This window comes from Bacillus sp. B.PNR1 (genome assembly GCF_030386235.1).
Taxonomy (GTDB): domain Bacteria; phylum Bacillota; class Bacilli; order Bacillales; family Bacillaceae; genus Bacillus; species Bacillus stercoris.
Genome location: NZ_JANYMN010000002.1, coordinates 814,914 through 838,905, shown reverse-complemented (window position 1 = coordinate 838,905; position 23,992 = coordinate 814,914). Strand labels below are relative to the sequence as shown.

Below are 23,992 nucleotides of genomic sequence, written 5' to 3'. Positions count from 1 at the left end.
TAAAAATTTCTATTACAGGCGTCATTTCGTGTTCAGGATAGTACAATAGCTGTAGCAGTTTAATAGGAGGGTTAGGATGAATAAAAAAATAGCAATCGTAACAGGAGCATCAAGCGGCTTTGGTTTGCTTGCAGCTGTAAGGCTCGCCCAATCGTTTTTCGTGATTGCCACATCAAGACAGCCTGAAAAAGCGGAGCAGCTTCGAGAATTGGCTGCAGCACACAATGTGTCTGATTCCATTCTCATTACGGCTCTTGATGTCACCGATGAACAATCTATAATCTCATTCGGAAAAGCCATTAGTGCTTACGCCCCGATCGACTTACTCGTCAACAATGCAGGAACGGCTTATGGAGGATTTATCGAGAATGTGCCGATGGAACATTTCAGACAACAATTTGAAACGAACGTCTTCGGAGTGATCCATGTGACAAAAACCGTGCTGCCTTACATAAGAAAGCATGGCGGCGCAAAGATTATAAACGTGAGCAGCATCAGCGGACTGACCGGGTTCCCTGCGCTCTCGCCCTATGTAGCTTCCAAGCATGCATTGGAAGGTTTTTCTGAAAGCCTGCGTATCGAGCTGCTTCCGTTCGGTATCGAAACCGCTTTGATCGAGCCAGGCTCATACAAGACATCGATCTGGTCAACCTCATTATCAAATTTTATGTCGGTGCCTGCTGACGATTCAGCCTATCATCAATACTATAAAAAGATCCTTTCATACGTTGAAAAAAACGGAGAAGAAAGCGGAGATCCCCAAGAGGTTGCCGACCTCATTTATCAATTGGCAACAACAAAGCATTTAAAAAAATTGCGATACCCGATTGGAAAAGGCATCAAGCTTACCCTGCTGTTCCGATCGCTTTTTCCTTGGTCTGCGTGGGAATCTATTCTGAAGAAAAAACTATTCAGCTGACTTAAATTATAATTATTATAATTTAGTATTGATTTTTATTTAGTATATGATATAATTAAGTCAACAGATCACAAGGAGGACGTTATCTTATGAAAACCGAAAACGCAAAAACAAATCAAACATTAGTTGAGAATTCAATGAACACACAATTATCAAACTGGTTTCTTTTATACTCTAAGCTCCACCGTTTCCATTGGTATGTGAAAGGACCTCATTTCTTTACATTGCACGAGAAATTTGAAGAACTTTATGACCATGCGGCGGAAACAGTCGATACCATCGCTGAGCGCCTGCTGGCGATCGGCGGGCAGCCTGTTGCCACAGTGAAAGAATACGCTGAGCATGCATCTATCACAGACGGCGGAAACGAAACATCAGCCTCAGAAATGGTACAAGCATTGGTTAACGACTACAAACAAATCAGCAGCGAATCTAAATTCGTGATCGGCCTGGCTGAAGAAAATCAAGACAATGCGACAGCGGACTTATTTGTCGGATTAATTGAAGAAGTTGAAAAACAAGTGTGGATGCTTTCCTCTTATTTAGGATAGCAAAAAAGCTGAACCTTAATTGGGTTCAGCTTTTTGTTTTCTTCTTAGCTTGAGCTGCTTTCTGTCTGCTTCGTCAGTGTCACGTTCAACGTTTTCGTTTTTCCATTTCGCAGCACTTGGATTGTTGTTTGATCTCCGACTTTTAAGTCTTTGTAAAGGATCTGGCGGATATCCGCGCTGCTTTCCACGTCTTTACCGTTTAGTTTGACAATAACATCCTCAGATTTTATGCCTGCTTTTGCCGCAGGTGAATTCGCTTGAACTTCTTTTACATAAACACCTTTACCTAATTGATCCCCAAACAAGCCGAGCGTATTTTCCTGATAGGTTTCAGGAACTTGCGCCATGTCAATCATTTGCACGCCCAAAAACGGACGATCCACTTTTCCATTTTTCAGCAGCTGGTCAACAATCGGCTCAACATCATTGCTTGGGATCGCAAATCCGAGTGATTCCACACCGCTTTCGCTCACCTTCAAGCTGTTGATGCCGATGACCTGGCCGCTTGCATTAATTAACGGACCACCGCTGTTCCCCGGATTGATCGCTGCATCAGTTTGCAGCACGTTCATTTCCACCGTGCCCTGTGTTGTATCCACATCAATTGTCCGGTTCAGCCCGCTAATGATGCCTTGTGTCACCGTACCGGAAAACTGCTGTCCGAGCGGGTTGCCGATAGCGATTACCTTTTCGCCCGTGCGCAGCTGTGAAGAATCACCAAAGCTCGCCACTTTTTTGACGTTCTTTCCGCTGATTTCCAAAACCGCCAAATCAGTAATGGCATCGCTGCCGACAAGCTTGGCAGTTTCCGTTTCTCCGTTGTATAACGTAACAGTCAGCTTGTTCGCGCCTTCAACGACATGGTTGTTTGTAATGATATACGCTTTATTGCTGTCTTTTTTGAAAATAACACCTGACCCGGTTCCGCTTTCACTTTCTGAGCTGGAGCCGCCGCCCGTGCCGAATGTGTTATTTTGAGAGGTTTGGATATTTGAAATTCCGACAATCGTCGGCTCTAAATCCTCTACCATATCAGCTACGTTTGAAGCGTTCGTTATCGGTGTCGAAGTAAAATTATCAGACTGCACCTGTTTATTTGCAGAAGCGGTCTCGGTCGCCTGATTTTGGTCTGACGGCAGATAAGGCGCGATGCCAAGCATAAGGCCCCCGCCGATAATACCGCCTAAAATCGGGCTTAGCCATGCGGCTCTCCGTTTCTTTTCTTTTTTCACAGCCGTTTCTTGCTTTTCCATTTCTAACGCAGAAGCTGTTTCCTGCCGTCCCGCATCATACGACACAGGCGCGTCAAGCAATTCTTGTTCAGAATGTCCTATCAGCTTCTGGTTTTCTGTATTAGACTGTTCTGTATGTGAAGGTTCTGTTTGATGTTGATCGTTTTGGTCATCACGTCGATAATCCATGTTCTTGCACTCCTTTAACGGTTATTCATTTATCGTTACATATTCATCGCATGTACAAGTTCAATTGTCCCAATAATGAGGAGAAAAGCAAAGCACCAAAATAGAATATGTTTGATCATCCTACATCTTCCTCGCTCTTTTTCTCTTCCTTTCTTCCCTTAACCATATCATAAACAAACATTGTGGGATAAAAATGAAAAGAATATGTGAAATTATGAAAATTGCCAGCCGTATGTTAAAACTAGTTTATAATGACGTTGAAAGGATGTGAAGAGCCTTGTCATACACCATTTATCTAGTTGAAGATGAGGATAACCTGAATGAACTGCTGACGAAGTATTTAGAGAATGAGGGCTGGAACATTACATCTTTTACGAAAGGTGAAGACGCCAGAAAGAAAATGACACCGTCTCCCCACCTGTGGATTCTCGATATCATGCTGCCGGATACCGACGGCTATACATTAATTAAAGAAATCAAGGCGAAAGATCCTGACGTGCCGGTCATTTTTATTTCTGCCCGTGATGCAGATATTGACAGAGTGCTTGGCTTAGAGCTTGGCAGCAATGACTACATTTCAAAACCGTTTCTGCCGCGGGAACTGATTATCCGTGTGCAAAAACTGCTGCAGCTCGTATATAAGGAAGCTCCTCCTGTACAAAAAAATGAAATTGCCGTCTCCTCGTATCGGGTCTCTGAAGACGCCCGCGAGGTCTATGATGAAAACGGAAATATCATCAATTTGACGTCGAAGGAATTTGATCTCCTGCTATTATTTATCCATCATAAAGGGCACCCATACTCTCGTGAGGATATCCTCTTAAAAGTATGGGGACATGACTACTTTGGAACAGACCGGGTCGTTGATGACCTCGTTCGGAGACTGCGCAGAAAGATGCCAGAATTGAAGGTGGAGACGATTTACGGTTTCGGCTACAGGATGATGTCATCATGAAAAACAAACCGCTCGCGTTTCAGATATGGGTTGTTATCTCCGGCATCCTGTTAGCGATATCGATTTTACTGCTTGTGTTATTTTCAAACACGCTGCGCGATTTCTTCACCAATGAAACGTATACGACGATTGAAAATGAGCAGCATGTTCTGACGGAGTACCGCCTGCCGGGTTCAATTGAAAGGCGCTATTACAGTGAGGAAGCGACGGCGCCGACAACCGTCCGCTCCGTACAGCACGTGCTCCTGCCTGAAAATGAAGATGCTTCTTCAGACAAGGATTTAAGCATTCTGTCGTCTTCGTTTATCCACAAGGTATACAAGCTGGCTGATAAGCAGGAGGAAAAAAAGAAACGGTACAGCGCCGACGTCAATGGAGAGAAAGTGTTTTTTGTCATTAAAAAGGGACTTTCCGTCAATGGCCAATCAGCGATGATGCTCTCTTATGCGCTTGATTCTTATCGGGACGATTTGGCCTACACCTTGTTCAAACAGCTTCTGTTTATTATAGCTGTCGTCATTTTATTAAGCTGGATTCCGGCCATTTGGCTTGCAAAGTATTTATCAAGGCCACTCGTATCATTTGAAAAACACGTCAAACGGATTTCAGAACAGGATTGGGATGACCCAGTAAAAGTAGATCGGAAAGATGAAATCGGCAAATTGGGCCATACCATCGAAGAGATGCGCCAAAAGCTTGTGCAAAAGGATGAAACAGAAAGAACTCTGTTGCAAAATATCTCTCATGATTTAAAAACGCCGGTCATGGTCATCAGAGGCTATACACAATCAATTAAAGACGGGATTTTCCCTAAAGGAGATCTTGAAAACACTGTAGATGTCATAGAATGCGAAGCGCTTAAGCTGGAGAAAAAAATAAAGGATTTATTATATTTAACGAAGCTGGATTATTTAGCGAAGCAAAAAGTGCAGCACGACATGTTCAGTATCGTGGAAGTGACGGAAGAAGTCATCGAACGATTGAAGTGGGCTCGGAAAGAATTATCGTGGGAAATTGATGTAGAAGAGGATATTTTGATGCCGGGTGATCCGGAGCAATGGAACAAACTCCTCGAAAACATTCTGGAAAATCAAATCCGCTATGCTGAGACAAAAATAGAAATCAGCATGAAACAAGATGATCGAAATATCGTGATCACCATTAAAAATGACGGTCCGCATATTGAAAATGAGATGCTCTCCAGCCTCTATGAGCCTTTTAATAAAGGGAAGAAAGGCGAATTCGGCATTGGTCTAAGCATCGTAAAACGAATTTTAACTCTTCATAAGGCGTCTATCTCAATTGAAAATGACAAAACGGGTGTAACATACCGCATAGCAGTGCCAAAATAGACTGTAGATGTTTTTGCAGCCTATTTTTTATGTGAAAGAATAGCCGTTAAAATCTCTGTAATTTGTTTTGAGCGGCTGTTTGCATTGATGAACCCATTTTTTCTCTGACAAGGTCTGCTTCGGATATTTGACTTTCTCCACTTTGATACCTCTGTTTCGCAAGCGGCTGATCATTTCGTCCAATTCTCTCATTCTAGATTCACCCTTTCGCTTGAGCTTTGACCATTCGGTCATCTCAATTTATAATATAAATAATACATGATAAAAAAACAAGTTACAATAAGGTTAATTTTATAACAGAAGGTGTGACTATATGGTCATATCCTAGCAGGCCTCAGGGCTCCGAAAGGGTGGAACCATTGAAGGAAAAAGAAAAGCTGATTATTGAAACAGCCTTAAAACTGTTTGCACAAAAAGGATACAACTCAACATCAGTCCAAGAAATCGCAAAAGAATGCAAAATATCTAAAGGCGCTTTTTATATTTATTTTCCTTCGAAAGAAGCGCTTCTTCTGTCTATGCTGAACTACTATTATGATAAAACGTTTACCCGAATTTTAAATATTAAAACGAAGGACGAAAGCCCCAGAACGGCTTACCGCAAACAGCTGACCGTACTCTATGAAAACATCCTTGAACACAAGGATTTTATCAGCATGCAAATGAAGGAAGGTTCTCTGCCTTACACAGAGGAAGTGGAGCAGTGCGCAAAAAAAATCCGCCAGTCCTCACTTCAATTTCATATCGACAGTCTGCTGAACATCTACGGAAAAAAAGCGGAACCGTACACTGCAGAGCTTTGTTTTTTAATAGAGGGCATCAGCCAGATTTACCTGGAATGCATAATTTTGCTCGGGTATACTGTGAAACCGTCTCAATTAGCTGACATCATTATGAATCGAATTGATGATATGGTAAAAGGCATGTCTGAACGGCACGAAAAGCCTTTCATCACATTGGAAGAGGCGAGCTCTTTATTTGGGCCTCTTACGCACGGCCGGCCTGACCCGCTGACTGAATCGATTGTGAAAAGCCTACGTGACAAAATTAACAGCTTACACACAAACTCCTCTCTTGAATTATCGGAGAGCTTGGACATACTTGAAGCAGAAATGAAGAAAAAAACACCGAAGCTGGCAATTATAAAAGGGATGATTCATAATCTGACGGAGTCTGAAGCGCTCGCTAAAGATGCGGAGCAGCTTAAATATTTATTAAAACAGCAACATATTTAGAAGAACGGCTGCTTAAAAAGCAGCCGTTTTTTTCTTTCTATTACGCCTTTGGTTTTACCATGTCTTCCGGCTTAACCATTTCGTTAAATTGCTCCTCTGTCAGCAATTCAAGCTTCAAAGCCGCTTCTTTGAGTGTCAATCCCTCTTTATGGGCAAGCTTGGCGATTTTCGCCGCGTTTTCATAACCGATATGCGGGTTCAGCGCCGTAACAAGCATTAATGAATTTGACAGGTTTTCCTGAATGGTTTCTTTATTAGGCTCAATACCGATCGCACATTTATCATGGAATGAATTCATGCCGTCACTGAGCAGCTGCACAGATTGCAGGAAGTTGTAAATAATAACAGGCTTAAACACGTTCAGTTCAAAGTTCCCCTGACTCGCCGCAAAGCCGATTGTCGCATCATTCCCCATGATTTGCGCTGCAATCATTGTTAACGCTTCGCTTTGTGTCGGGTTGACTTTACCAGGCATAATGGAGCTGCCCGGCTCATTTTCAGGGATGACGATCTCCCCGATGCCGCAGCGAGGTCCGCTTGCCAGCCATCTGACATCGTTCGCGATTTTCATTAAGTCAGCCGCAAGCGCTTTTAATGCGCCATGCGCATAAGTGATTTCGTCATGGCTTGTCAGCGCGTGGAATTTATTCGGCGAGCTGCTGAACGTTTGGCCAGTCAGTTTGGTGATCTCTTCTGAGACAAGCTCTCCAAACTCTGGATGAGCGTTGATACCCGTTCCGACAGCAGTTCCACCAATTGCAAGCGCACGCATTTTATCAGTCGCTTCCAAAATCATTTCCTTCGAACGGTCCAGCATGTAAACCCATCCGCTGATTTCCTGTCCGAGGGTCAGTGGCGTAGCATCCTGAAGATGCGTGCGTCCGATTTTGACAATATCATTGTATGCTTTCGCTTTCTCATCCAATGTATTGCGAAGCTGATCAAGCGCCGGCACAAGCTGCTCGTAAACAGCCAAAACAGCGGCAACATGCATCGCAGTCGGGAATGTGTCGTTTGAGCTTTGGCTGCGGTTCACGTCATCATTTGGATGAATCGTTAGATCAGAGTTCTTCTCTTTTAATAAAGCAGTCGCACGGTTGGCTACCACTTCGTTCATGTTCATATTGCTTTGTGTGCCGCTTCCGGTCTGCCATACAACAAGCGGGAAGTTGTCATCGTACTTGCCTTTGAGCACATCATCACAAACTGCTGCAATCGCTTCTGCTTTTTCAGCATCCAGATTGCCAAGGCGTTTATTAGCAAGAGCTGTGCTTCGTTTTAATATTGCAAACGCCTTCACAACACGCATCGGCATTTTTTCAGAACCGATCTTAAAGTTCTCCTTGCTTCGCTGTGTTTGGGCGCCCCAAAATTTATCAGCAGGAACTTTTACTTCTCCCATGGTGTCTCGTTCAATTCTGTATTCCATTTATGTATCCCTCCATAACGGTTGCTTCAATAGATCATAATTCGCCAATGACACAAAAAATCCTTTTTATTTTTCGATCTTGGCAGATTTTAATTTTAATTCAAGATATACGCGGGAATCCTTTGAATATTTGTATTTTGGATTCGTCCTGCCGTACTCCTTTGATGTATAAGAGACATCATAATGCTGTTCAAATGATCTGATGAGCTGTTCGATTTCTTCTTGTTTACCAGCAAGCCTTACCTGTGCCACTTCGTCTCCTCCGCTTTCATAAAAAAACTTACTCCATGAAATACTCTAACACAGTATATCATTTTTTTAACAGGAAAAGATAACCTCTACTAAGGTTTTGGATAAGAGGTGACCTCATTGGAACAAACAGAGTTTAAAGAATATATACACGATAATTTAGCATTGTTGCTTCCAAAATTAAAAGAAAACGATGATCTTGTGAAAAATAAAAAAATGCTTGCGAACGGATTGGTTTTTTACTATCTCTATTTCAGTGAACTGACAGATGAGAATAAGGTGTCAGAAGCCATTAAAACTTTGATCAAAGATGAAGAGACCTTAACGCTTGACCAGGTCAAAAAACGCCTTGACCAGCTTGACGCAAGACCTATTGAAACCGCCAAAAAAACAATTGAATCGATTCTCAACGGCAATTGTGCCGTGTTTATCAACGGATTAGACAAAGCCTATATTCTAAGCACAGGAAAGAAAAAAACAAGAAGCCTGACAGAGCCGACAACTGAAAAAGTAGTTCGCGGCCCAAAAGTTGCGTTTGTAGAGGATATCGATACAAATCTCGCTCTGATCAGACAAAGAACCTCTCATCCGAAATTAATCACCAAAAAAATCATGATCGGCGAAAACAAGCTGAAGCCTGCAGCCATTATGTATATTGAAGGCAAAGCAAAAAAGTCCGTCATAAAAGAAGTAAAAGCGCGGCTTAAAAATATCCAGCTGGAGGATATCCAGGACAGCGGAACACTCGAGGAGCTCATTGAAGATAATAAATATTCACCTTTTCCGCAGATTCAAAATACGGAAAGGCCTGACAAGGTTTCTTCAGCCCTGTTTAACGGCCGTGTGGCAATTTTGGTCGACAGTTCACCATTTGTGCTGCTGGTGCCGGTTTCTCTCGGCATCCTGATGCAGTCCCCGGATGACTACTATGAACGCTGGATTTCAGCATCTCTTATCCGGTCGCTGCGTTTTGCTTCTATCTTTATCACCTTGTTTTTGTCATCGATTTATATTGCACTTGTTTCCTTTCATCAGGGGCTTCTGCCGACCGCGCTCGCCGTCACGATTTCGGCAAACAGGGAAAACGTGCCGTTCCCTCCGATATTTGAAGCCTTGCTAATGGAAGTAACCATTGAGCTGCTGAGGGAAGCCGGACTGCGACTCCCCAATCCGCTCGGACAAACGATCGGCCTCGTCGGGGGCGTAGTAATCGGACAGGCGGCTGTAGAAGCGAATCTCGTCAGTTCGATTATGGTCATTGTCGTCAGTGTCATTGCCCTGGCATCCTTTACCGTTCCTCAGTACGGAATGGGGCTGTCTTTCCGGGTGCTGCGTTTTATTTCGATGTTTTCCGCCGCTATTTTAGGGCTGTACGGCATTATTTTATTTATGCTTGTCGTTTATACGCACTTAACGAGACAAACGAGCTTTGGGTCTCCGTATTTTTCGCCAAACGGATTCTTCAGCCTGAAAAATACGGATGACTCCATTATCCGTCTCCCAATTAAAAACAAACCAAAAGAGGCGAATAATCCAAATGAGCCAAAAACAGACTCCACTGAAACTTAATACCTTTCAAGGTATTTCGATTATTGCTAATACAATGCTTGGGGCCGGACTTTTAACCTTGCCTAGAGCGCTGACCACTAAAGCTAATACGCCTGATGGCTGGGTCACGCTGATATTAGAAGGTTTCATTTTTATTTTCTTCATTTATTTAAACACGCTTATTCAGAAAAAACATCAATACCCTTCACTCTTCGAGTATTTGCAGGAAGGGCTTGGGAAATGGATCGGCAGCATCATCGGCCTTTTGATCTGCGGCTATTTCCTAGGCGTGGCCAGCTTCGAGACCCGGGCCATGGCTGAAATGGTGAAGTTTTTCCTGCTTGAGAGAACACCCATTCAAGTCATTATTTTAACGTTTATTTGCTGCGGCATTTATTTAATAGTCGGGGGCTTAAGTGATGTGTCGCGGCTGTTTCCCTTTTATTTAACGATAACCATTATTATTTTGCTGGTTGTGTTTGGGATCAGTTTAAAAATTTTTGATATTAATAATTTGCGTCCTGTTTTAGGCGAAGGCCTTGGACCTGTTGCAAACTCCCTTACCGTCGTTTCCATCTCTTTTTTAGGAATGGAAGTTATGCTGTTTCTTCCTGAACATATGAAGAAAAAGAAATACACGTTCAGATATGCTTCTATAGGATTTTTGATTCCGATTATCTTATATATCGTTACGTATGTTATCGTTGTCGGGGCTTTGACCGCTCCCGAGGTGAAAACGCTGATTTGGCCGACTATTTCTCTCTTTCAGTCCTTTGAGCTTAAAGGCATATTTATTGAACGGTTTGAATCGTTTTTACTGGTGGTCTGGATCATCCAGTTTTTCACAACTTTTGTCATTTACGGATACTTTGCCGCTAATGGGTTAAAGAAGACATTCGGATTATCGACTAAAAAAAGTATGGTGATCATCGGCATAACGGTCTTTTATTTTTCTCTTTGGCCGGATGACGCCAATCAAGTCATAATGTACAGCGATTATCTTGGATATATTTTCATCTTCCTGTTTCTGCTTCCCTTCATTCTCTTTTTCATTGTAGCTCTCAAAAGGAGGATTACAGCAAAATGAAAACCCGGATTTTATGTATGTTTATCTGCACCCTATTGCTGTCCGGATGTTGGGACAGCGAAAATATCGAGGAATTAAGCTTGGTGATCGGAGTAGGCCTAGACAAGCCCAACGATAAAAATTTAGAGCTGACACAGCAGATTCTCGTGCCGAAAAAAATCAGCGCCAAGGAGGGCTCTTCATCTGACCCGACACAGCTGTCTATCACAAAGGGGGAAACTGTCCATCAAATGATGAGAACCTCTGCATTAAAGCATAATCCTACGTTTTCACAGCATTTGCGACTTATTCTGCTTTCCAAGAGCGTGATTGCGGATGAGATTGGAATGGACGCGATCATTAACCAGTTTGTCAGAGACAACGGAACAAGGAGGAGTTCCTACGTCTTTATCACTAACGGCCGAACTAAGGATATATTTAAAATGAATGATGAAGGCGAGCCCGCATCCAACGTGATATATGATCTGACAGAAAATAATAAGGTGACGATCAGAATGATGGAGCCAGTTACATTGGGGGAGATCTCAGAACACTTAACCTCTGACGATTCATTCCTCATCCCTCATGTCGGTAAGGAAAATGGCAAGCTCGCGATAAACGGAGCCTCTATCATCAAAAACAAATTATGGCACCGGGATCTCACCCCGATTGAGGTTCAAAATGTCAACTTATTTTCAGGCACTGTCGAAGGAGGCGTCATTGACTTGAAGCGCGATGGCCATCTCTTTTCTTATGAAGTATATTCGAGCAACCGGAAAATCAAGACGGACTACAAGGATGGAAAGTTCAAATTCACTGTCACCCGAACTATTGAAGGTCGTCTATCTGAGGACTGGAATCCAAATGAAGATTCGTTTAAGGATTCATATATTAAAAGTATTGAAAAGACAGTCGAAAAACAAGTACACAAAACAGTAACGACATTTATTACAGAGAAACTGCAGAAAGAGATCAAAGCGGACGTAACCGGATTGGGAAACCAAGTCAGAATTCATTATCCTCAAAAGTGGAAAAAGATCGCAAGAAAATGGGACGATGATTATTTCAGCAATGCGGAAATAGACTACCGGGTCAATGTGGTTGTCAGAGACTTCGGAACGAAAGGCGCAAACAAATAGCAGCCGCCTATTTTACGAGATGGTTTCGATGCGCGTACACCGCCGCCTGCGTCCGGTCACTGACATCCAGCTTTGATAAAATATTCGTAATATGCGTTTTGACTGTTTTAATCGTAATAAACAGTTCCTCGCCTATTTCTTTGTTTGTTTTTCCTTCTGCGATCAGGCAGAGTATTTCGAGTTCCCGTCTCGTAAGGGATTCATGCGGGAGCGCGTTTTCACCTGAGTGGCGCAGCCTGGACAATACTTTTCCCGCCACTTTTGATTCCAGCATTGGCTCTCCCTTGCTTGCGGCGCGGATGGCATCGGCGATTTCTGCCGCTTTTGAGGTTTTCAACAGATAGCTGAGCGCGCCAGCTTCAATAACCGGGTACACTTTGTCATCATCAATGAAGCTTGTGAGAACAATTATTTTCGGGTCGGAAAGCTCCCGGCAAATTTGCTTTGTAGCTTCGATGCCATCCATGCCCTCCATGACTAGATCCATTAAAATGACATCAGGCAATAGTTCCGCAGCAAGCCGAACACCTTCGCCGCCGTCAGATGCTTCGCCGATGACTTCAATATCGGGCTGCGCCTCCAAAAAAGCCGCGAGCCCCATTCTGACCATTTCATGATCATCAATCAATAATACTCGAATCACGTTCGTTCTCTCCTTTTTCTTCCGGGAAAATCGGGACCTTCACTTCGATTTGTGTGCCTTTTCCTTCTACTGAAATCACTTCGGCGACCCCGCCGATTTCACTTGCACGTTCCTTCATAGAATTTAAGCCGTATGAGGATGCTTTCACCTGGCCCATTTTAAAGCCTTTTCCATTATCAATCACCTTCAGACGGAGCTGACTGTTCTTTATGCCCAGAATCACGGTTACTTTAGACGCTTTTGAATGTCTAAATACGTTTGAAAGGGCCTCCTGCACGATTCTGAACAAGTGGTCTTCAACACCCTTGGATATCGCTGTGTCTTGTATATCCCACTCAATATCAAGCGGCTGCTTTTTTCGGAACTCGTCCAAAAGCTCCGTCAGGCCCTCCTTCAGCCCTTTTCCTTCAAGGGTGACAGGCCGTAAATGGAGCAGCAGCGCCCTCATCTCATTTTGGGCTTCGCCTGCCATATGCTCGACCATCTTGATCCGCTTGACTGTTTTATCATCAGCATCCTTCACATGTTCCAGCACGGCTGATGTCATCATCGATATGGCAAAGAGCTGCTGGCTGACAGCATCATGCAGGTCTCTGGCCAATCGCTGACGTTCTTCCGATATGACCGATTTCTTCATTTGCGCCTGCCATTCCGCACGTTCATTGGAAAGCTTCTGCAAGGATGCGACTTGAAGCTCCACGCGCTTCGCCATTTCGTTCAGCTGATCAGCGGCCAGGCCGATTTCATCATCTCCGAGCGGCGGTATCCGATAAGCGAAATTGCCGTTTTCAAAGGTTAAAATCGATTCAATTAATGTATCAACCCTTGTCTTCAATCGGTTGCCGTACATATACCCTGAGGCGAAACCAATCGTCACGCTGATCAGCAGCAAAATCAGGATAAACGGTATTCCGAACCAGCTTGATGACAGCAAAACACGCGGATCGAGCCGGTAGTAAAACATCATAAAGGTAATCAAGCAGGCAAAAAGCAGGAGGCTGATTCCCGTTGTCATGCGGATGGCGCGCCATTGAAGACTGGCAAGCAGTTTTTTTCTCATACGTACTTCACATCCACATCACCGATAAATAAGGAAACGGACACTTTGACCCGGCGCTTTGACTCGCTGTAATCAGTTGACGCGGCATATACCTTCGTGCTTAATCCGCTTTTCTTCGAGCCGATCAGATTGATGTCACCTATGAAAACAGCCGAGCTGACAGCCACTTCAAGGTCCGATGGCACATAAATATCAACGTTTCCAATGACTCCGCTAATGACGATCGTGCTTTCTCCTTCGGGAATCATCGCTTTAGATAAATCGATTTTGATATCACCGATAAAACCAGAGACATTTAAATCATTCAGGTCAAACGGCTGCTTCATCATTTGCAGCTCTCCGATAAAAAAACTGCGCATGTCAGGCTGTTTCACATCTTTCGGCGGCTCATGATGTTCTTTTTTATTGAGGTTGACCCGTTTCTCATTCGGTTCGAATATCGGCTTCCCTTTGACAAGCCTGTAGCCGGCGTAAATCAGAAATGCGGCAAACGCATAGCCGAATAAATTAAAGGTGATGCTGAAGAGGTTTCTCAAAAAAAGAAACGCAGCAAAGATATACATTACGGAGCCAAGCCAATCACGGGAATATTTTTTAAGGAAATAGCCGGCAATCAGAAAAAAGAGCGGCCAAAACAGCAGATCGCCTATTCCGATAATTTGCAAAAACATACTGATGCCGAATAAAGCAATGATAAATCCAAGAAGCTGTTTTTTTGTCATTCCTGGTGTCCGCCTCCTTTCTTCTGCCTGGTGCTACCGAATCGTTACATCCCCGCTGTCCGTTTTGATATCGATTGGATGCTGGCCGCTTCCTTGCGAGCCTGTGATGTGATGCTGTTCTTTATGTGCTGTATCAGCAAATGAATACGGCGAACTGACGTCACCGCTCGCTGATTTCGCTTTGACTGTAAAGCTGCCGTTTTTGGGAAGGCTTAGATTGGCATCACCGCTTGTCAGCTTGACAGATAAGGGCCCGGTTACCTTTTTCAATACAGCATTAAAATCTCCCGAAGTCATTTTTACATCGAGAGAGCCTGATACATCAGCCAGATTTGCGTCTCCTGAAGCTAAGTCAATGCCGGCTGTTTTGTAATCGGTATTTGAAATGGTGACATCTCCGGATGACCCCTTTACTTTCAGTTCTTGAAGACGGACGTCTGTCACTCTCGCATTTCCGCTCGCAGATACTGCGTTCAGCCTGGAAAGCGCAAGATGGCCATTCCCGGCCACAGAAACGTCCCCGCTTGAGGTTCGCACTGTCAGATCACCTTTGTAATCATACGGAAGCCGGACGATAAGAGTCGAACGATTAAACCCATTCAAAAATTGAAATTCTTTTTCCTTTACGGTCAGCACCAGTTTTCTTTTGTTTTCAGTCACAAATAACTTTCCCGAGTCTCCTGCAATGCCTGCTGATATGTCATTTCGTTCTTCCGCTATGACCCGGACATCCTTGCTATCGGACTCTATGACCATGCTGTCAATGTCCCGCGGCAACGCGCTGGCTGAATCGGCTTCTGTGCCATTTATGAAACCCAAGCCTGCGGCAAACACGTCTTTTACGACGACGGCGAAAAAGACAAGAATACCGGCAGTGATCAACAGTTTGCCAAGCATTTTTTTCATTCGGTTTCATCCTTCTCATTCATTCTATTATAAAGGAAAAGCTTGCGAATTGATACGTGCGGAAGGGAAGGACTTGACCGCAAATCCTTCCCCGTTCCGCTTATTCATTTGCCGCTTGTGTCTTGTCTAATTTTTGCAGTGAGAGCGCCCGCATTTTTTCAATCTCCGCTTCCACATCATCTGCGAATTCCTTGCGTGTTAGTTCTGTGCCGGCTTCCGCTGACTTTGAATAATCCGCGCGGATTTCCATTTCTTCAATACGATTTTCAATACGTAAAAATTCACGATACGCGCTTTCACTGTCAATTTTGTCAAATGTCGTATTCATATGCTCTTTAGCTTTCGCCGCATTTGCCCGCGCAATCAGCGCCTGTTTTTTATCCTTTACGTCTTGAAGCTTTGTTTCAAGTGCCGCCAGCTGTTCTTTCAGGTCAGCCAGCTGACTGTTAGCCTGTTCATAGGAAACTTTATGCTCTGCCGCCTTCCCTTCTAAATACTTCATTTCAGTCAGCGCTTTTTTCGCCAGTTCTTCTTCACCTGCGTCAAATGCGAGCTGTGCCTGTTTTTTCCGTTTGCCAGCCACTTCAGCGGCTTCTTCATATTTTTTCTTAAATTGATAGGCAATCGTGTGCTGTTTCACAATTGTTTGCTTTGCTTTTGCAATGTCACTTTCCATATCGCGTACATATTGATTCAGCATTACCTTTGGATTCTCCATTTTATCAAGTCCTTCATGAACTGACGCAACAAACATGTCTCTGATTCTTTTAAATACCATACCTAATTCCTCCTAATATATTGATATTATTTTTTCTTCAAAAATTCTTCCCATTCGTCATCAAAGTGAGATTGGTAGGCAGCTGAAGCCGGTTCAGGATCAAAAGATGATACACCGTTGTCAGCTGATCCGTTTTTCATCAGCTTCCAGCCGTAATACACCATAGCGGCTGCCAATGCGATTCCGACGACAAACGGAAGTGAGCAGATGAGCATAATGGCTCCGATACCGCCCACGATGATTCCCGTGATGGTTTTTCCTGCGGCAAACCTTTTGACTCCTGCGTATGTCATTAAGCTCCCGATGGCGAGCGGGATGATAAAGCCGAAGCTTCCTCCTCCAAAAAAGACGGAGATCCCAAATACAATTAATAAGAATCCGCCTACTGTTTTTTTGTTTATCTTCATGCAGATCCTCCTTTCGTTTTCCTTGTCTTCATCTTATACAAGTTGGCATTTATGCAAAACGAATCAGAGATTGATTTTTATATAAGACCCGAGTCGTATCTCGCACCGGACCCATCGGCACAAAAAAAAGCCATGCACGAGGCATGGCGTTTCAAAACCCTTTACAGATGAACACTTGCTTCCCTTTCTTTAATCAGGTCGGACCTTTCTGCTTTGGCCAGTTTTGTAAACAGCAAAATTCCGATACCCGCAATAATTTCGACAATCCCTCCGGCAGCGATCACTTTTCCTGAGCCGAAAGCATTTGCGGCATATCCGCAAATGACAGCTCCGGCAGGGATCGAAATATTTGAGATCATATGTATAACGGCGTAAACCTGCGGCTGATCCTCACTATCCACAGAGGTCTGGATTATCGTGTACTCAGGAACATTAACAGCACTGACTGCGGCGCCGAAGGTAAACGCGGCGAAAAACACGAGCGGCAAAAAGGTGTTCATCCCGGTAATAAAGAAAGCAAATCCTTCAATAATGCCGGCAGTGACGAAAAGCAGCCCGTACCTGTTTACTTTGACTTTCGCCAGCACAAATCCTAATAAAAATGCGCCTGCGGCGGTGGTGGCCTTTAAAAGCGAGTAAACGATCGGCTGGCCGTTTAAATCTTCCGCAACGTATACGGCTGAGAGCGCTTCCCAAGGGGCAGCCGCGAAATTCATAAAGATACAGTAAATAGCGAGCGGATATAAAATCTGATGCTTTCTGACGAGCCTAAAACCGCGTTTCAGTCTTCCGATATACGTGCCTCTCTGTGTCACAACAGCAGCCTCTGATTGAGACTCAACCGCAGTGTACTTAATAAAAAGGACGAGAAAACCTGACACCAAATAGAGCACAAGTGCGATAAGCATCGTATAAGAAGGGCTGATAAATGTAAGAAAAGCGCCGCATAATGTGACAGCCCCGAGCCGGACAATTTGAGCGGAGGATTGCAGCACAGCGTTTGCTTTTTGAATGCCCTGTTCATTTACGATTTGAGGAATCAAAGCGATTGAGGCGGGATTGTAGGCAGCTCCAGTAGCAGAATGCACAATCATAAGCGTCATGACAAACCACAGCGGAGAGAAGCCCGCAAAATGGCATAGAGGGATAATCAAAACAATTGCTGCCCTTGTCAGATCTGAAAAGTACATCCAAAATTTCAGCGTGCTCTGTTTCATAAATGGCCCTGTCACAGGCGCCAGCACGGCTTCCGGCAAAAAAGTGACAGCAATCAATAAAGCAGTGCCGATCGCACCTTTGCCATCATAAATTAAAAACCATAATATTGAATTAAATGCGAACATATCGCCGGATATCTTGACTATTCTTGAGAAAAACAGATAATTGAAATTTCTCTTCCAGATGCTATCACTTTCAATTAAATTCACCATCCATCAGAGCCCCCCACTGCCTATTTTTTACATCTATTTATTACAATATCTCATTTTTCCATTTTTCAGTCAATAATTCATAAGGTTCATTTTTTGTCGCAAAATGGGAAATTGACAGGGTGAAAAACAAAAAAGCCGGCATGTATATGAACACGCCGGCTCTCACTTTTACTTTTCCGATTCACTGCTGTTTCGGTCCCGAAACACAATAGCACTCCTTTCATATTCTACATCGCCAATACCGCTTCTTGCATTCACAACCCGTGCAGCGGCAAATAAATAGTCGGACAGTCGATTGAGATAACGCAGCACTGTTTCATGAATCTCCTCCGATTTCATCAGTGTCACCACTCTTCGTTCTGCCCGCCTTGTAATGGTACGCGCTACATGAAGAAGCGAAGCACCCTTCGATCCGCCTGGAAGAATAAATTTCTTCAGTTCCGGCGCTTCTGCAGTATAGGCATCAATGCGCGTTTCTAAAAAGGAAACAGATTCTTCCGTTAGCTTATAGTCTTTTCTTTCTGTGGCAATTGCCAGATCGCCTCCGCAGTCAAACAGCTCATGCTGGATGGTCAGCAGCTCTGCGGTCAGATCTTCAAAACCGGGCTGCCCGGAAAGCTCTGCCAAAGCAAGCCCGAGAAAGCTGTTAAGCTCGTCAACCGTGCCGTAGCTTTCGACGCGGGGACTGTCCTTGTCCGTTCTGCCCCCGATTAAGCCCGTTTGTCCCTTATCGCCTGTTTTTGTATATAGTTTCATACCTGAACCTCCTTTACACAGACTTATTCAAACAGCTCAGCAGCCTCTTTTACACATTCAGCTGTTCCGTTCTTTATCAATTGATTCAGCCGCTGTTCTGTGTTTTCGGATTGCTGAGTTTGGGTCGCGGCGACGAGAATATCACCTGTATCTCGTCTGTCTCCCAGCACTTTCGTCCGTTCTGCTTCGGCAGCCATAAGAGCTTTGATGAAGAATTGATCTGACGCATAGCCATTAATCAAAATCCAAATGGAAAAGCCGGTCAGAACGCATATGAAAATAGATAACTCTTCATCCTCAAACGTTCGATAAACGAAACGGTCAAGCCTTTCTGAAGATGCGGTCGCACACGTTTCCTCCAGTTGAAAACCGTTCTCTGAAAGATAGGCTGCAAGTCCTTTTATCCGATCTGACTGATCTGGCAGCCGTTTATGGATCAGCGTTCTGCTCCACGAAAACCCTGCACCGATAGGCGTCGAGGACAATGTTCGAAGGGGGATTTCCACTTTCAGAAGAATCTCATCACGCCCCGCTTGGAGCAATGCTTCAAATGGGATAAACTGCCGCTTTTCGCTGTCTTTTTCAGGCTGAATCACAATCATCGGTTTAGGTGAGCTTTGATGAACCAAGGCGGTGACATCTGTATCGTACACCGCCTTTATGCGATGTTCTGCAACAGCATATTCCGGTTTTTGTTTAGGCCCTGCGGTGCCGTTTTTCATAAACATGAGCCCATCACAGTACAGGCTTGCGGTGTTCAAATCATGAAAAACGCTGACAGCTGCCAATCCGCTTTCACTCGTCAGGCGTTTGATCAGATCAAGCAGGTCTTTTTGATAAGCCAGATCGAGAAAATTGGTCGGCTCGTCCAAAAACAAAATACGCGGCTGCTGCGCCAAAGCTTGGGCCAAATACACCCGCTGCTGTTCCCCTCCGCTTAGTTCGCGGACCGGCTTTTGCGCAAAAGCGGCCACTCCTGTTTGCTCCATTGCTTTCTGTACAATGGCTTTATCCTTTTCAGTCTGCTGTCTGAACAGCCCCGTTTGGAACGGATATCTGCCAAAGGCCACAGTTTCTTCGACGGTAAAAGTGAAGGCTTGATCCGTTTTTTGCGGCAGGACAGCCATGATTTGCGCCAGTTCCTTCGGTTTATAGTCCGCCAGCGGTTTTCCGGCCAGATAAACGCTGCCTTCTTTGGCCGGCAGCGTACCTGTCAGCAAGTGCAAAAGCGTGGTTTTCCCGCTTCCATTAGGGCCGAGAATTCCGAGGAATTCCCCCTTCTCCACTGTTAAGCTGACATTGTTGACCAGGCAGCTGTCGCCGTATCCTCCCGACAATCCTTCTGCCTTCATCATAAGCTTTTCCTCCCGCGGTGCTGCCGAATTAAAATTAGAGCGAACACAGGCGCTCCAGCCAAGGACGTAATGATCCCGATCGGCAGTTCAATTGGCTCAATGATCGTTCTGGAAAGCAGATCGGCTAAAACGAGAAACCCTGCCCCGAGCAAGGCGGACAGCGGCAGTAAATGCCGATGGTCTGTTCCCCACAAAAGCCTTGTGATATGCGGAATGACAAGGCCGACAAAGCCGATCGTTCCTGACACTGCCACAGCGCTTCCGGTCAAAAGAGAGCCGGCTATTAAAATCAGCATCTTCCTTTGCTGAACGCTGACTCCGAGAAGCTTTGCTTTGTCTTCTCCATATGTCATCACGTTCAGCTCCCTTCCGTTTATAATCAATAAAATGGTTCCCAAAAGAAAAAACGGAAGAAACAGAATAACATAACTCCAGCCTCTCATTGAAACGCTTCCAAGCAGCCAATGCACAATCGGAAGCAGGTTGTCTCCTGTCAAGGCGATGATAAGAGAAATAAATGCGCCAAAAAAAGAGTTGATGATAACACCAGTCAAAATGAGGGTGGAAACAGACATCGAAGTGTGAACGAGGCGGCTGAAGGAAAGGACCGCCGCGATCGTGGCAAGCGCCGCGGCTACACTCATAACCGGGAGTGTAAACCCTCCGATGCCAGGAAGCTGCAGGCTAAAGAATAGGGTCACAACCGCGCCAACTGAAGCACCGGATGAAACACCGAGCGTATAGGGATCAGCAAGCGGATTTTTCAGCAGCCCCTGAAAAGCGGCCCCTGCGATAGAAAGAGCCGCCCCCACAAGGGCGGCCAGCACAACTCTCGGCAGTCTGATATTCATCATAATATTAGTGTACATCGGATCATCAGAGCCGATAGAGCCGCCGAAGCCTTGATGCCAAAAGACACGAAAGACAGCGGGGATAGGAATATGCAGGCTGCCGCAAGAAATTCCTAAGATGATGCTCACGGCTAAAAATGAGAAACCAATGATATATGCGGTAAAACGATTATTCCTTAAACGTATCTGGGTAAATGCTTTCCGCAAGTTCTTCGACCCCTTCGATCAGACGGGGACCCGAACGTGTCACAAGATCAGGGTCCACATCATATACGCGATGATGTTTCACAGCATTGATTTCGCTCCACCCATTGCGTTTTTCCACAGCTTTCGCTTTCACACCGTCCGTTGTAACAATTGCATCAGGATTGAGTTTTACGATCGCCTCATCTGTCATTTGCACCCATCCAGTCTGATCCGCCGCTGCGTTTTTAGCATGGATGACATTCAGCATTTCATTCATAAACGTATCTTTTCCGGTTGTATAAATGTCCGGGTCAGGAGAAACCTCGATAAATACACTTTTCTCCTCGTCCTTTGAAATGGTTTTCGCTTTTTCTTTAATATCCTTTATATCTGATTTCATGCTTTTCACGAGCTGATCGGCTTGTTTCTCAGCCCCGGCAGCTTCTCCAATCATTTCGATTGATTTGTACACCTCGGAGAATGATTGTGCATCATTGACAGTCAGCACGGTAATGCCCGCAGCCTTCAGCTGTTTGATGGCATCCGCTGATGCTGACATGGAAGACTCGTGAGCCAGAACGAGATCCGGCTTTAGAGAAATGACTTTTTCAACGTTTACATTCATATCTCCGACTTTTTCAACCTTTTTGACTTCCTTTGGATAGGTATCGTTTGTGGTGACACCGACCACTTTGTCACCGAGGCCGAGAGCATATGTAATTTCTGTGTTGCTCGGCATTAATGAAACAATCTTTTTCGGCTCTTTTTTGATGGTTACATCCTGGTTTGACGCATCATCAATGGTGACAGGAAACGCTTCTGTCTTTTGTTTTGCCTTGGAATCCTTCTGATCCGCAGAATTGCCGCAGCCTGCCAGCATAACAGCGGCCAGCAGGAGCGCAGTCCATATCCCGGCTCGTTTTTTCATACACTTTTCCTCCTAAACGAACTAAAAAAAGCATCTCTACGACGGTAAAGATGCTGTAAACAACACAAAAAAGCCTATTGTTTACACATCATCTGTCCTCGCAGAATTCGTGCTGATCAAACAGGCAGGTATCCTGGCTCTTGGCGCTTTGGCCAATTACAGTGGCGGGACCGCACCGGCTTTTACCGGTTTCCCTATTAAGCCGGCTGTTGTCCACGGACCGGCACCTATTTGACATTCGTATCCTTTTTTCGGAGTAATTATACTATATGACTGACAGGCTTGTATATGCGTCCTGAATGACTTTTCCCGTATTGTGTATGGGAGCAAAATCCTCGTAAACTCTAAATTTGATCTTGTATACTTAATACCATCATCAATCAAAAGGAATGATTCTTATGGATTTACAGCTAAAAGACAAACTCGTCTTAATCACCGGCTCAACGTCCGGCATCGGGAAAGCCGCCGCAAAAAGCTTTCTGCAAGAGGGTGCGGCAGTCATTGTCAACGGACGCAAACAAGAGACTGTCGATCGCACGGTTGAAGAGCTTTCTGAATACGGAACAGTGCACGGTGCGGCTGCCGATTTGTCAAAGACAGATGAAGCAGCGGCTTTTATTGAAAAAGTAAATGAAATCGGTGATATCGATATCCTTGTCAACAACCTCGGTTTCTTCGAGGTAAAAGACTTTGCCGATGTGACAGATGAAGAGTGGAATCAATATTTCGAAGTGAACGTGATGAGCGCCGTTCGGACAAGCCGTCACTTCCTTCCAAAGATGCTTGCTAAAAACAGCGGCCGCATTTTAAATATTGCAAGTGAAGCAGGCATCAAACCGCTGCCAACGATGATTCCATACTCAATGACAAAAACGGCGCTGATCAGCCTGTCAAGGGGAATGGCTGAAATGACAAAAGGCACGAATGTGACGGTCAACTCAGTGCTTCCGGGGCCTACTTGGACAGAGGGCGTGGCATCCTATATGGAAGGCGCCGCACAAGCAGCCGGCCAGGATACAGATACATTTATCAAAGACTATTTCAAGGTCAATGAGCCAACTTCGCTTATTCAGCGATACGCGACAGCAGAAGAAGTCGCCAACACAATCGTATTCCTCGCGTCTGACGCCGCCTCCGCCATTAACGGCACGGCACAGCGTGTGGAAGGCGGCATTATCCGTTCTCTGTAACATGCAAAAACGCATCCGTCTATCGGATGCGTTTTTTTTATACGTCTCCAGCAAATGGTACCGGCTGATATCCGCCTGTTTCCAGTTGTGCTGAAAACAACCCTCCAGCGTGAGGCTGCTCGAATCTTTCTTTTTCTGTCATTTGTTCCGTTGCCGTTGTAATGTAAAGGGTTTTTAAGTCTCTGCCGCCAAACGCGCAGCACGTGACATACTTGGCTGGCACGCTGATTGAATTGATTTCTTTTTTCTCAAACGGGTCAATGTGAACAACGCGGCTGCCGCCAAACAGCGCCACCCACAGCATGCCATTTTGGTCGATTGTCATGCCGTCCGGCAATCCGTCTGATTGGTCAAAACGATAGACAGGTTCTGGATTTGAAACATCTCCGCTTTGAGGGTCATAGCTGTAGCGCACAATCTCCTGCGTCGGCGTGTCGATGTAATACATCAAATTCCGCTCGCGATCCCAATCCAAACCGTTTGAGGTAGAGACTCGATCTTTGATTTTGACAAGACTGCCGTCTAGATTCAAACGGTACAGCGACGCCTGTTTTTGCTCGCCTTCCATGCTCGTCGTCCCCGCCCACAGCCTTCCGTACGGGTCACATTTAGCATCATTAAATCTCAGGCTCTCATGCATGTCCTTTGGCTGTTTAATTTTCTCCAGGCTGTCATCCCGAAGATGATACAGGTAAAACCCGTCCTTCATCGTCATAATCAGTTCATCCTTGGAATATTTCGCAAGCGCCGTCACAAAGGATTTGAATTTGATCGATCGGTTGATTTTTTCTTCAGGGTCAAAAATGTGGAGCTCGCTCCCCAGGATATCAACCCAATATAAGCGGCCGTTTTCTTCATCCCATAACGGGCCTTCTCCAATCACTGCCCTAGTGTCTGCTTCCAATACTGCATCCAT

The 23,992-nt window shown here is 44.8% G+C and carries 25 protein-coding genes and 1 riboswitch; of the genes, 9 read left to right on the top strand and 16 right to left on the bottom strand.

Features of this window, described 5'->3' with window-relative positions; genetic code table 11:
* Positions 1–76: 76 nt before the first annotated feature.
* Both NZD81_RS15555 and mrgA read left to right on the top strand, forming a co-directional pair.
* A complete protein-coding gene (locus NZD81_RS15555) occupies positions 77–919 on the top strand; it encodes an oxidoreductase (protein ID WP_282373457.1) in 843 nt (280 codons plus the stop codon).
* Between the two features lie 89 nt (positions 920–1,008).
* On the top strand, positions 1,009–1,470 hold the full coding sequence (mrgA, locus tag NZD81_RS15550; RefSeq protein ID WP_014665328.1) for a metalloregulation DNA-binding stress protein MgrA: 462 nt from the start codon (positions 1,009–1,011) through the stop codon (positions 1,468–1,470).
* Positions 1,471–1,514: 44 nt separating this feature from the next.
* On the opposite strand, the gene htrB is transcribed toward mrgA, so the two are convergent.
* Positions 1,515–2,891, bottom strand: coding sequence for a serine protease Do-like protein HtrB (gene htrB / locus NZD81_RS15545; protein ID WP_040081867.1), 1,377 nt, complete (start codon positions 2,889–2,891; stop codon positions 1,515–1,517).
* Positions 2,892–3,168: 277 nt separating this feature from the next.
* Here htrB and cssR point away from each other — a divergent pair, with 277 nt between their 5' ends.
* Both cssR and cssS read left to right on the top strand, forming a co-directional pair.
* Positions 3,169–3,846 carry a two-component system response regulator CssR gene (gene cssR, locus NZD81_RS15540; RefSeq protein WP_040081865.1) on the top strand — a complete coding sequence of 226 codons (678 nt, stop codon included), beginning with the start codon at positions 3,169–3,171 and terminating at the stop codon, positions 3,844–3,846.
* On the top strand, positions 3,843–5,198 hold the full coding sequence (gene cssS / locus NZD81_RS15535; RefSeq protein ID WP_069838758.1) for a two-component system sensor histidine kinase CssS: 1,356 nt from the start codon (positions 3,843–3,845) through the stop codon (positions 5,196–5,198). The genes cssR and cssS overlap by 4 nt, the downstream gene beginning before the upstream one ends.
* Before the next feature lie 27 nt (positions 5,199–5,225).
* On the opposite strand, the gene spxO is transcribed toward cssS, so the two are convergent.
* Entirely contained in the window at positions 5,226–5,390 is a 165-nt protein-coding gene (spxO, locus tag NZD81_RS15530; protein ID WP_003221681.1) for an anti-adapter protein SpxO, read from the bottom strand.
* Positions 5,391–5,557: 167 nt separating this feature from the next.
* Between spxO and NZD81_RS15525 the strand changes: the two genes are divergently transcribed.
* Positions 5,558–6,433, top strand: a complete 876-nt coding sequence (locus NZD81_RS15525; protein ID WP_227099374.1) for a TetR/AcrR family transcriptional regulator — start codon at positions 5,558–5,560, stop codon at positions 6,431–6,433.
* Positions 6,434–6,473: 40 nt separating this feature from the next.
* On the opposite strand, the gene fumC is transcribed toward NZD81_RS15525, so the two are convergent.
* Together fumC and NZD81_RS15515 are read right to left on the bottom strand one after the other, a co-directional pair.
* A complete protein-coding gene (gene fumC, locus NZD81_RS15520) occupies positions 6,474–7,862 on the bottom strand; it encodes a class II fumarate hydratase (RefSeq protein ID WP_014665333.1) in 1,389 nt (462 codons plus the stop codon).
* A gap of 66 nt (positions 7,863–7,928) precedes the next feature.
* The gene (locus NZD81_RS15515; protein ID WP_003244599.1) at positions 7,929–8,114 is read right to left on the bottom strand and encodes a YvzF family protein; all 186 of its coding nucleotides are present in this window, start codon (positions 8,112–8,114) and stop codon (positions 7,929–7,931) included.
* A 117-nt stretch (positions 8,115–8,231) separates the two neighbouring features.
* Between NZD81_RS15515 and gerAA the strand changes: the two genes are divergently transcribed.
* Genes gerAA through gerAC form a run of 3 tightly spaced genes read left to right on the top strand, consistent with a single transcriptional unit; the run spans position 8,232 to position 11,864 of the window.
* Positions 8,232–9,680: a spore germination receptor protein GerAA gene (gene gerAA, locus NZD81_RS15510; protein WP_014665334.1), complete on the top strand. Its 1,449-nt coding sequence runs from the start codon at positions 8,232–8,234 to the stop codon at positions 9,678–9,680.
* On the top strand, positions 9,649–10,746 hold the full coding sequence (gerAB, locus tag NZD81_RS15505; RefSeq protein WP_282373465.1) for a spore germination receptor protein GerAB: 1,098 nt from the start codon (positions 9,649–9,651) through the stop codon (positions 10,744–10,746). Before gerAA ends, gerAB begins: the two co-directional genes overlap by 32 nt.
* A complete protein-coding gene (gene gerAC / locus NZD81_RS15500; protein WP_014665336.1) occupies positions 10,743–11,864 on the top strand; it encodes a spore germination receptor protein GerAC in 1,122 nt (373 codons plus the stop codon). The genes gerAB and gerAC overlap by 4 nt, the downstream gene beginning before the upstream one ends.
* A gap of 7 nt (positions 11,865–11,871) precedes the next feature.
* On the opposite strand, the gene liaR is transcribed toward gerAC, so the two are convergent.
* From liaR to NZD81_RS15445, 11 genes are all read right to left on the bottom strand, one after another.
* A complete protein-coding gene (gene liaR / locus NZD81_RS15495) occupies positions 11,872–12,507 on the bottom strand; it encodes a two-component system response regulator LiaR (RefSeq protein WP_282373466.1) in 636 nt (211 codons plus the stop codon).
* Complete coding sequence (gene liaS / locus NZD81_RS15490) at positions 12,485–13,567, bottom strand: two-component system sensor histidine kinase LiaS (protein WP_282373468.1); 1,083 nt, start codon at positions 13,565–13,567, stop codon at positions 12,485–12,487. The genes liaR and liaS overlap by 23 nt, the downstream gene beginning before the upstream one ends.
* Positions 13,564–14,289 carry a LiaRS two-component regulatory system accessory protein LiaF gene (liaF, locus tag NZD81_RS15485; protein WP_134975130.1) on the bottom strand — a complete coding sequence of 242 codons (726 nt, stop codon included), beginning with the start codon at positions 14,287–14,289 and terminating at the stop codon, positions 13,564–13,566. Before liaF ends, liaS begins: the two co-directional genes overlap by 4 nt.
* A gap of 33 nt (positions 14,290–14,322) precedes the next feature.
* Positions 14,323–15,195: a LiaG family protein gene (gene liaG / locus NZD81_RS15480; protein ID WP_069150291.1), complete on the bottom strand. Its 873-nt coding sequence runs from the start codon at positions 15,193–15,195 to the stop codon at positions 14,323–14,325.
* A 100-nt stretch (positions 15,196–15,295) separates the two neighbouring features.
* Positions 15,296–15,973 carry a stress responsive protein LiaH gene (gene liaH, locus NZD81_RS15475; RefSeq protein ID WP_282373470.1) on the bottom strand — a complete coding sequence of 226 codons (678 nt, stop codon included), beginning with the start codon at positions 15,971–15,973 and terminating at the stop codon, positions 15,296–15,298.
* A 26-nt stretch (positions 15,974–15,999) separates the two neighbouring features.
* Positions 16,000–16,380, bottom strand: a complete 381-nt coding sequence (gene liaI / locus NZD81_RS15470; RefSeq protein WP_227099366.1) for a cell envelope stress-induced membrane anchor protein LiaI — start codon at positions 16,378–16,380, stop codon at positions 16,000–16,002.
* 161 nt (positions 16,381–16,541) lie between these two features.
* Entirely contained in the window at positions 16,542–17,810 is a 1,269-nt protein-coding gene (locus NZD81_RS15465) for an MFS transporter (protein WP_014665343.1), read from the bottom strand.
* A gap of 168 nt (positions 17,811–17,978) precedes the next feature.
* The gene (locus NZD81_RS15460; protein WP_282373474.1) at positions 17,979–18,566 is read right to left on the bottom strand and encodes a cob(I)yrinic acid a,c-diamide adenosyltransferase; all 588 of its coding nucleotides are present in this window, start codon (positions 18,564–18,566) and stop codon (positions 17,979–17,981) included.
* A 23-nt stretch (positions 18,567–18,589) separates the two neighbouring features.
* Positions 18,590–19,918, bottom strand: a complete 1,329-nt coding sequence (locus NZD81_RS15455) for an ABC transporter ATP-binding protein (protein WP_282374355.1) — start codon at positions 19,916–19,918, stop codon at positions 18,590–18,592.
* On the bottom strand, positions 19,918–20,979 hold the full coding sequence (locus tag NZD81_RS15450; RefSeq protein ID WP_148343172.1) for a FecCD family ABC transporter permease: 1,062 nt from the start codon (positions 20,977–20,979) through the stop codon (positions 19,918–19,920). Before NZD81_RS15450 ends, NZD81_RS15455 begins: the two co-directional genes overlap by 1 nt.
* Positions 20,942–21,886: an ABC transporter substrate-binding protein gene (locus NZD81_RS15445; RefSeq protein ID WP_148343173.1), complete on the bottom strand. Its 945-nt coding sequence runs from the start codon at positions 21,884–21,886 to the stop codon at positions 20,942–20,944. Before NZD81_RS15445 ends, NZD81_RS15450 begins: the two co-directional genes overlap by 38 nt.
* 106 nt (positions 21,887–21,992) lie before the next feature.
* A riboswitch (cobalamin riboswitch) is annotated at positions 21,993–22,132 on the bottom strand.
* Positions 22,133–22,284: 152 nt separating this feature from the next.
* Between NZD81_RS15445 and NZD81_RS15440 the strand changes: the two genes are divergently transcribed.
* Positions 22,285–23,076, top strand: coding sequence for an SDR family NAD(P)-dependent oxidoreductase (locus NZD81_RS15440; protein ID WP_069150297.1), 792 nt, complete (start codon positions 22,285–22,287; stop codon positions 23,074–23,076).
* Positions 23,077–23,113: 37 nt separating this feature from the next.
* Here NZD81_RS15440 and NZD81_RS15435 read toward each other — a convergent pair whose 3' ends face one another.
* On the bottom strand, positions 23,114–23,992 hold the full coding sequence (locus NZD81_RS15435; RefSeq protein ID WP_282373479.1) for an SMP-30/gluconolactonase/LRE family protein: 879 nt from the start codon (positions 23,990–23,992) through the stop codon (positions 23,114–23,116).

Excerpts from the sequence above, each read along its gene's own strand:
- spxO (WP_003221681.1), bottom strand. The coding sequence starts at position 5,390 with ATGAGAGAATTGGACGAAATGATCAGCCGCTTGCGAAACAGAGGTATC.
- liaG (WP_069150291.1), bottom strand. The coding sequence starts at position 15,195 with ATGAAAAAAATGCTTGGCAAACTGTTGATCACTGCCGGTATTCTTGTC.
- NZD81_RS15435 (WP_282373479.1), bottom strand. The coding sequence starts at position 23,992 with ATGGATGCAGTATTGGAAGCAGACACTAGGGCAGTGATTGGAGAAGGC.
- NZD81_RS15455 (WP_282374355.1), bottom strand. The coding sequence starts at position 19,918 with ATGAAGGCAGAAGGATTGTCGGGAGGATACGGCGACAGCTGCCTGGTC.
- htrB (WP_040081867.1), bottom strand. The coding sequence starts at position 2,891 with ATGGATTATCGACGTGATGACCAAAACGATCAACATCAAACAGAACCT.
- gerAB (WP_282373465.1), top strand. The coding sequence starts at position 9,649 with ATGAGCCAAAAACAGACTCCACTGAAACTTAATACCTTTCAAGGTATT.
- liaH (WP_282373470.1), bottom strand. The coding sequence starts at position 15,973 with ATGGTATTTAAAAGAATCAGAGACATGTTTGTTGCGTCAGTTCATGAA.
- mrgA (WP_014665328.1), top strand. The coding sequence starts at position 1,009 with ATGAAAACCGAAAACGCAAAAACAAATCAAACATTAGTTGAGAATTCA.
- liaI (WP_227099366.1), bottom strand. The coding sequence starts at position 16,380 with ATGAAGATAAACAAAAAAACAGTAGGCGGATTCTTATTAATTGTATTT.
- NZD81_RS15460 (WP_282373474.1), bottom strand. The coding sequence starts at position 18,566 with ATGAAACTATATACAAAAACAGGCGATAAGGGACAAACGGGCTTAATC.
- liaS (WP_282373468.1), bottom strand. The coding sequence starts at position 13,567 with ATGAGAAAAAAACTGCTTGCCAGTCTTCAATGGCGCGCCATCCGCATG.
- gerAC (WP_014665336.1), top strand. The coding sequence starts at position 10,743 with ATGAAAACCCGGATTTTATGTATGTTTATCTGCACCCTATTGCTGTCC.
- NZD81_RS15445 (WP_148343173.1), bottom strand. The coding sequence starts at position 21,886 with ATGAAAAAACGAGCCGGGATATGGACTGCGCTCCTGCTGGCCGCTGTT.
- liaF (WP_134975130.1), bottom strand. The coding sequence starts at position 14,289 with ATGACAAAAAAACAGCTTCTTGGATTTATCATTGCTTTATTCGGCATC.
- cssS (WP_069838758.1), top strand. The coding sequence starts at position 3,843 with ATGAAAAACAAACCGCTCGCGTTTCAGATATGGGTTGTTATCTCCGGC.
- fumC (WP_014665333.1), bottom strand. The coding sequence starts at position 7,862 with ATGGAATACAGAATTGAACGAGACACCATGGGAGAAGTAAAAGTTCCT.
- NZD81_RS15555 (WP_282373457.1), top strand. The coding sequence starts at position 77 with ATGAATAAAAAAATAGCAATCGTAACAGGAGCATCAAGCGGCTTTGGT.
- NZD81_RS15465 (WP_014665343.1), bottom strand. The coding sequence starts at position 17,810 with ATGGTGAATTTAATTGAAAGTGATAGCATCTGGAAGAGAAATTTCAAT.
- NZD81_RS15440 (WP_069150297.1), top strand. The coding sequence starts at position 22,285 with ATGGATTTACAGCTAAAAGACAAACTCGTCTTAATCACCGGCTCAACG.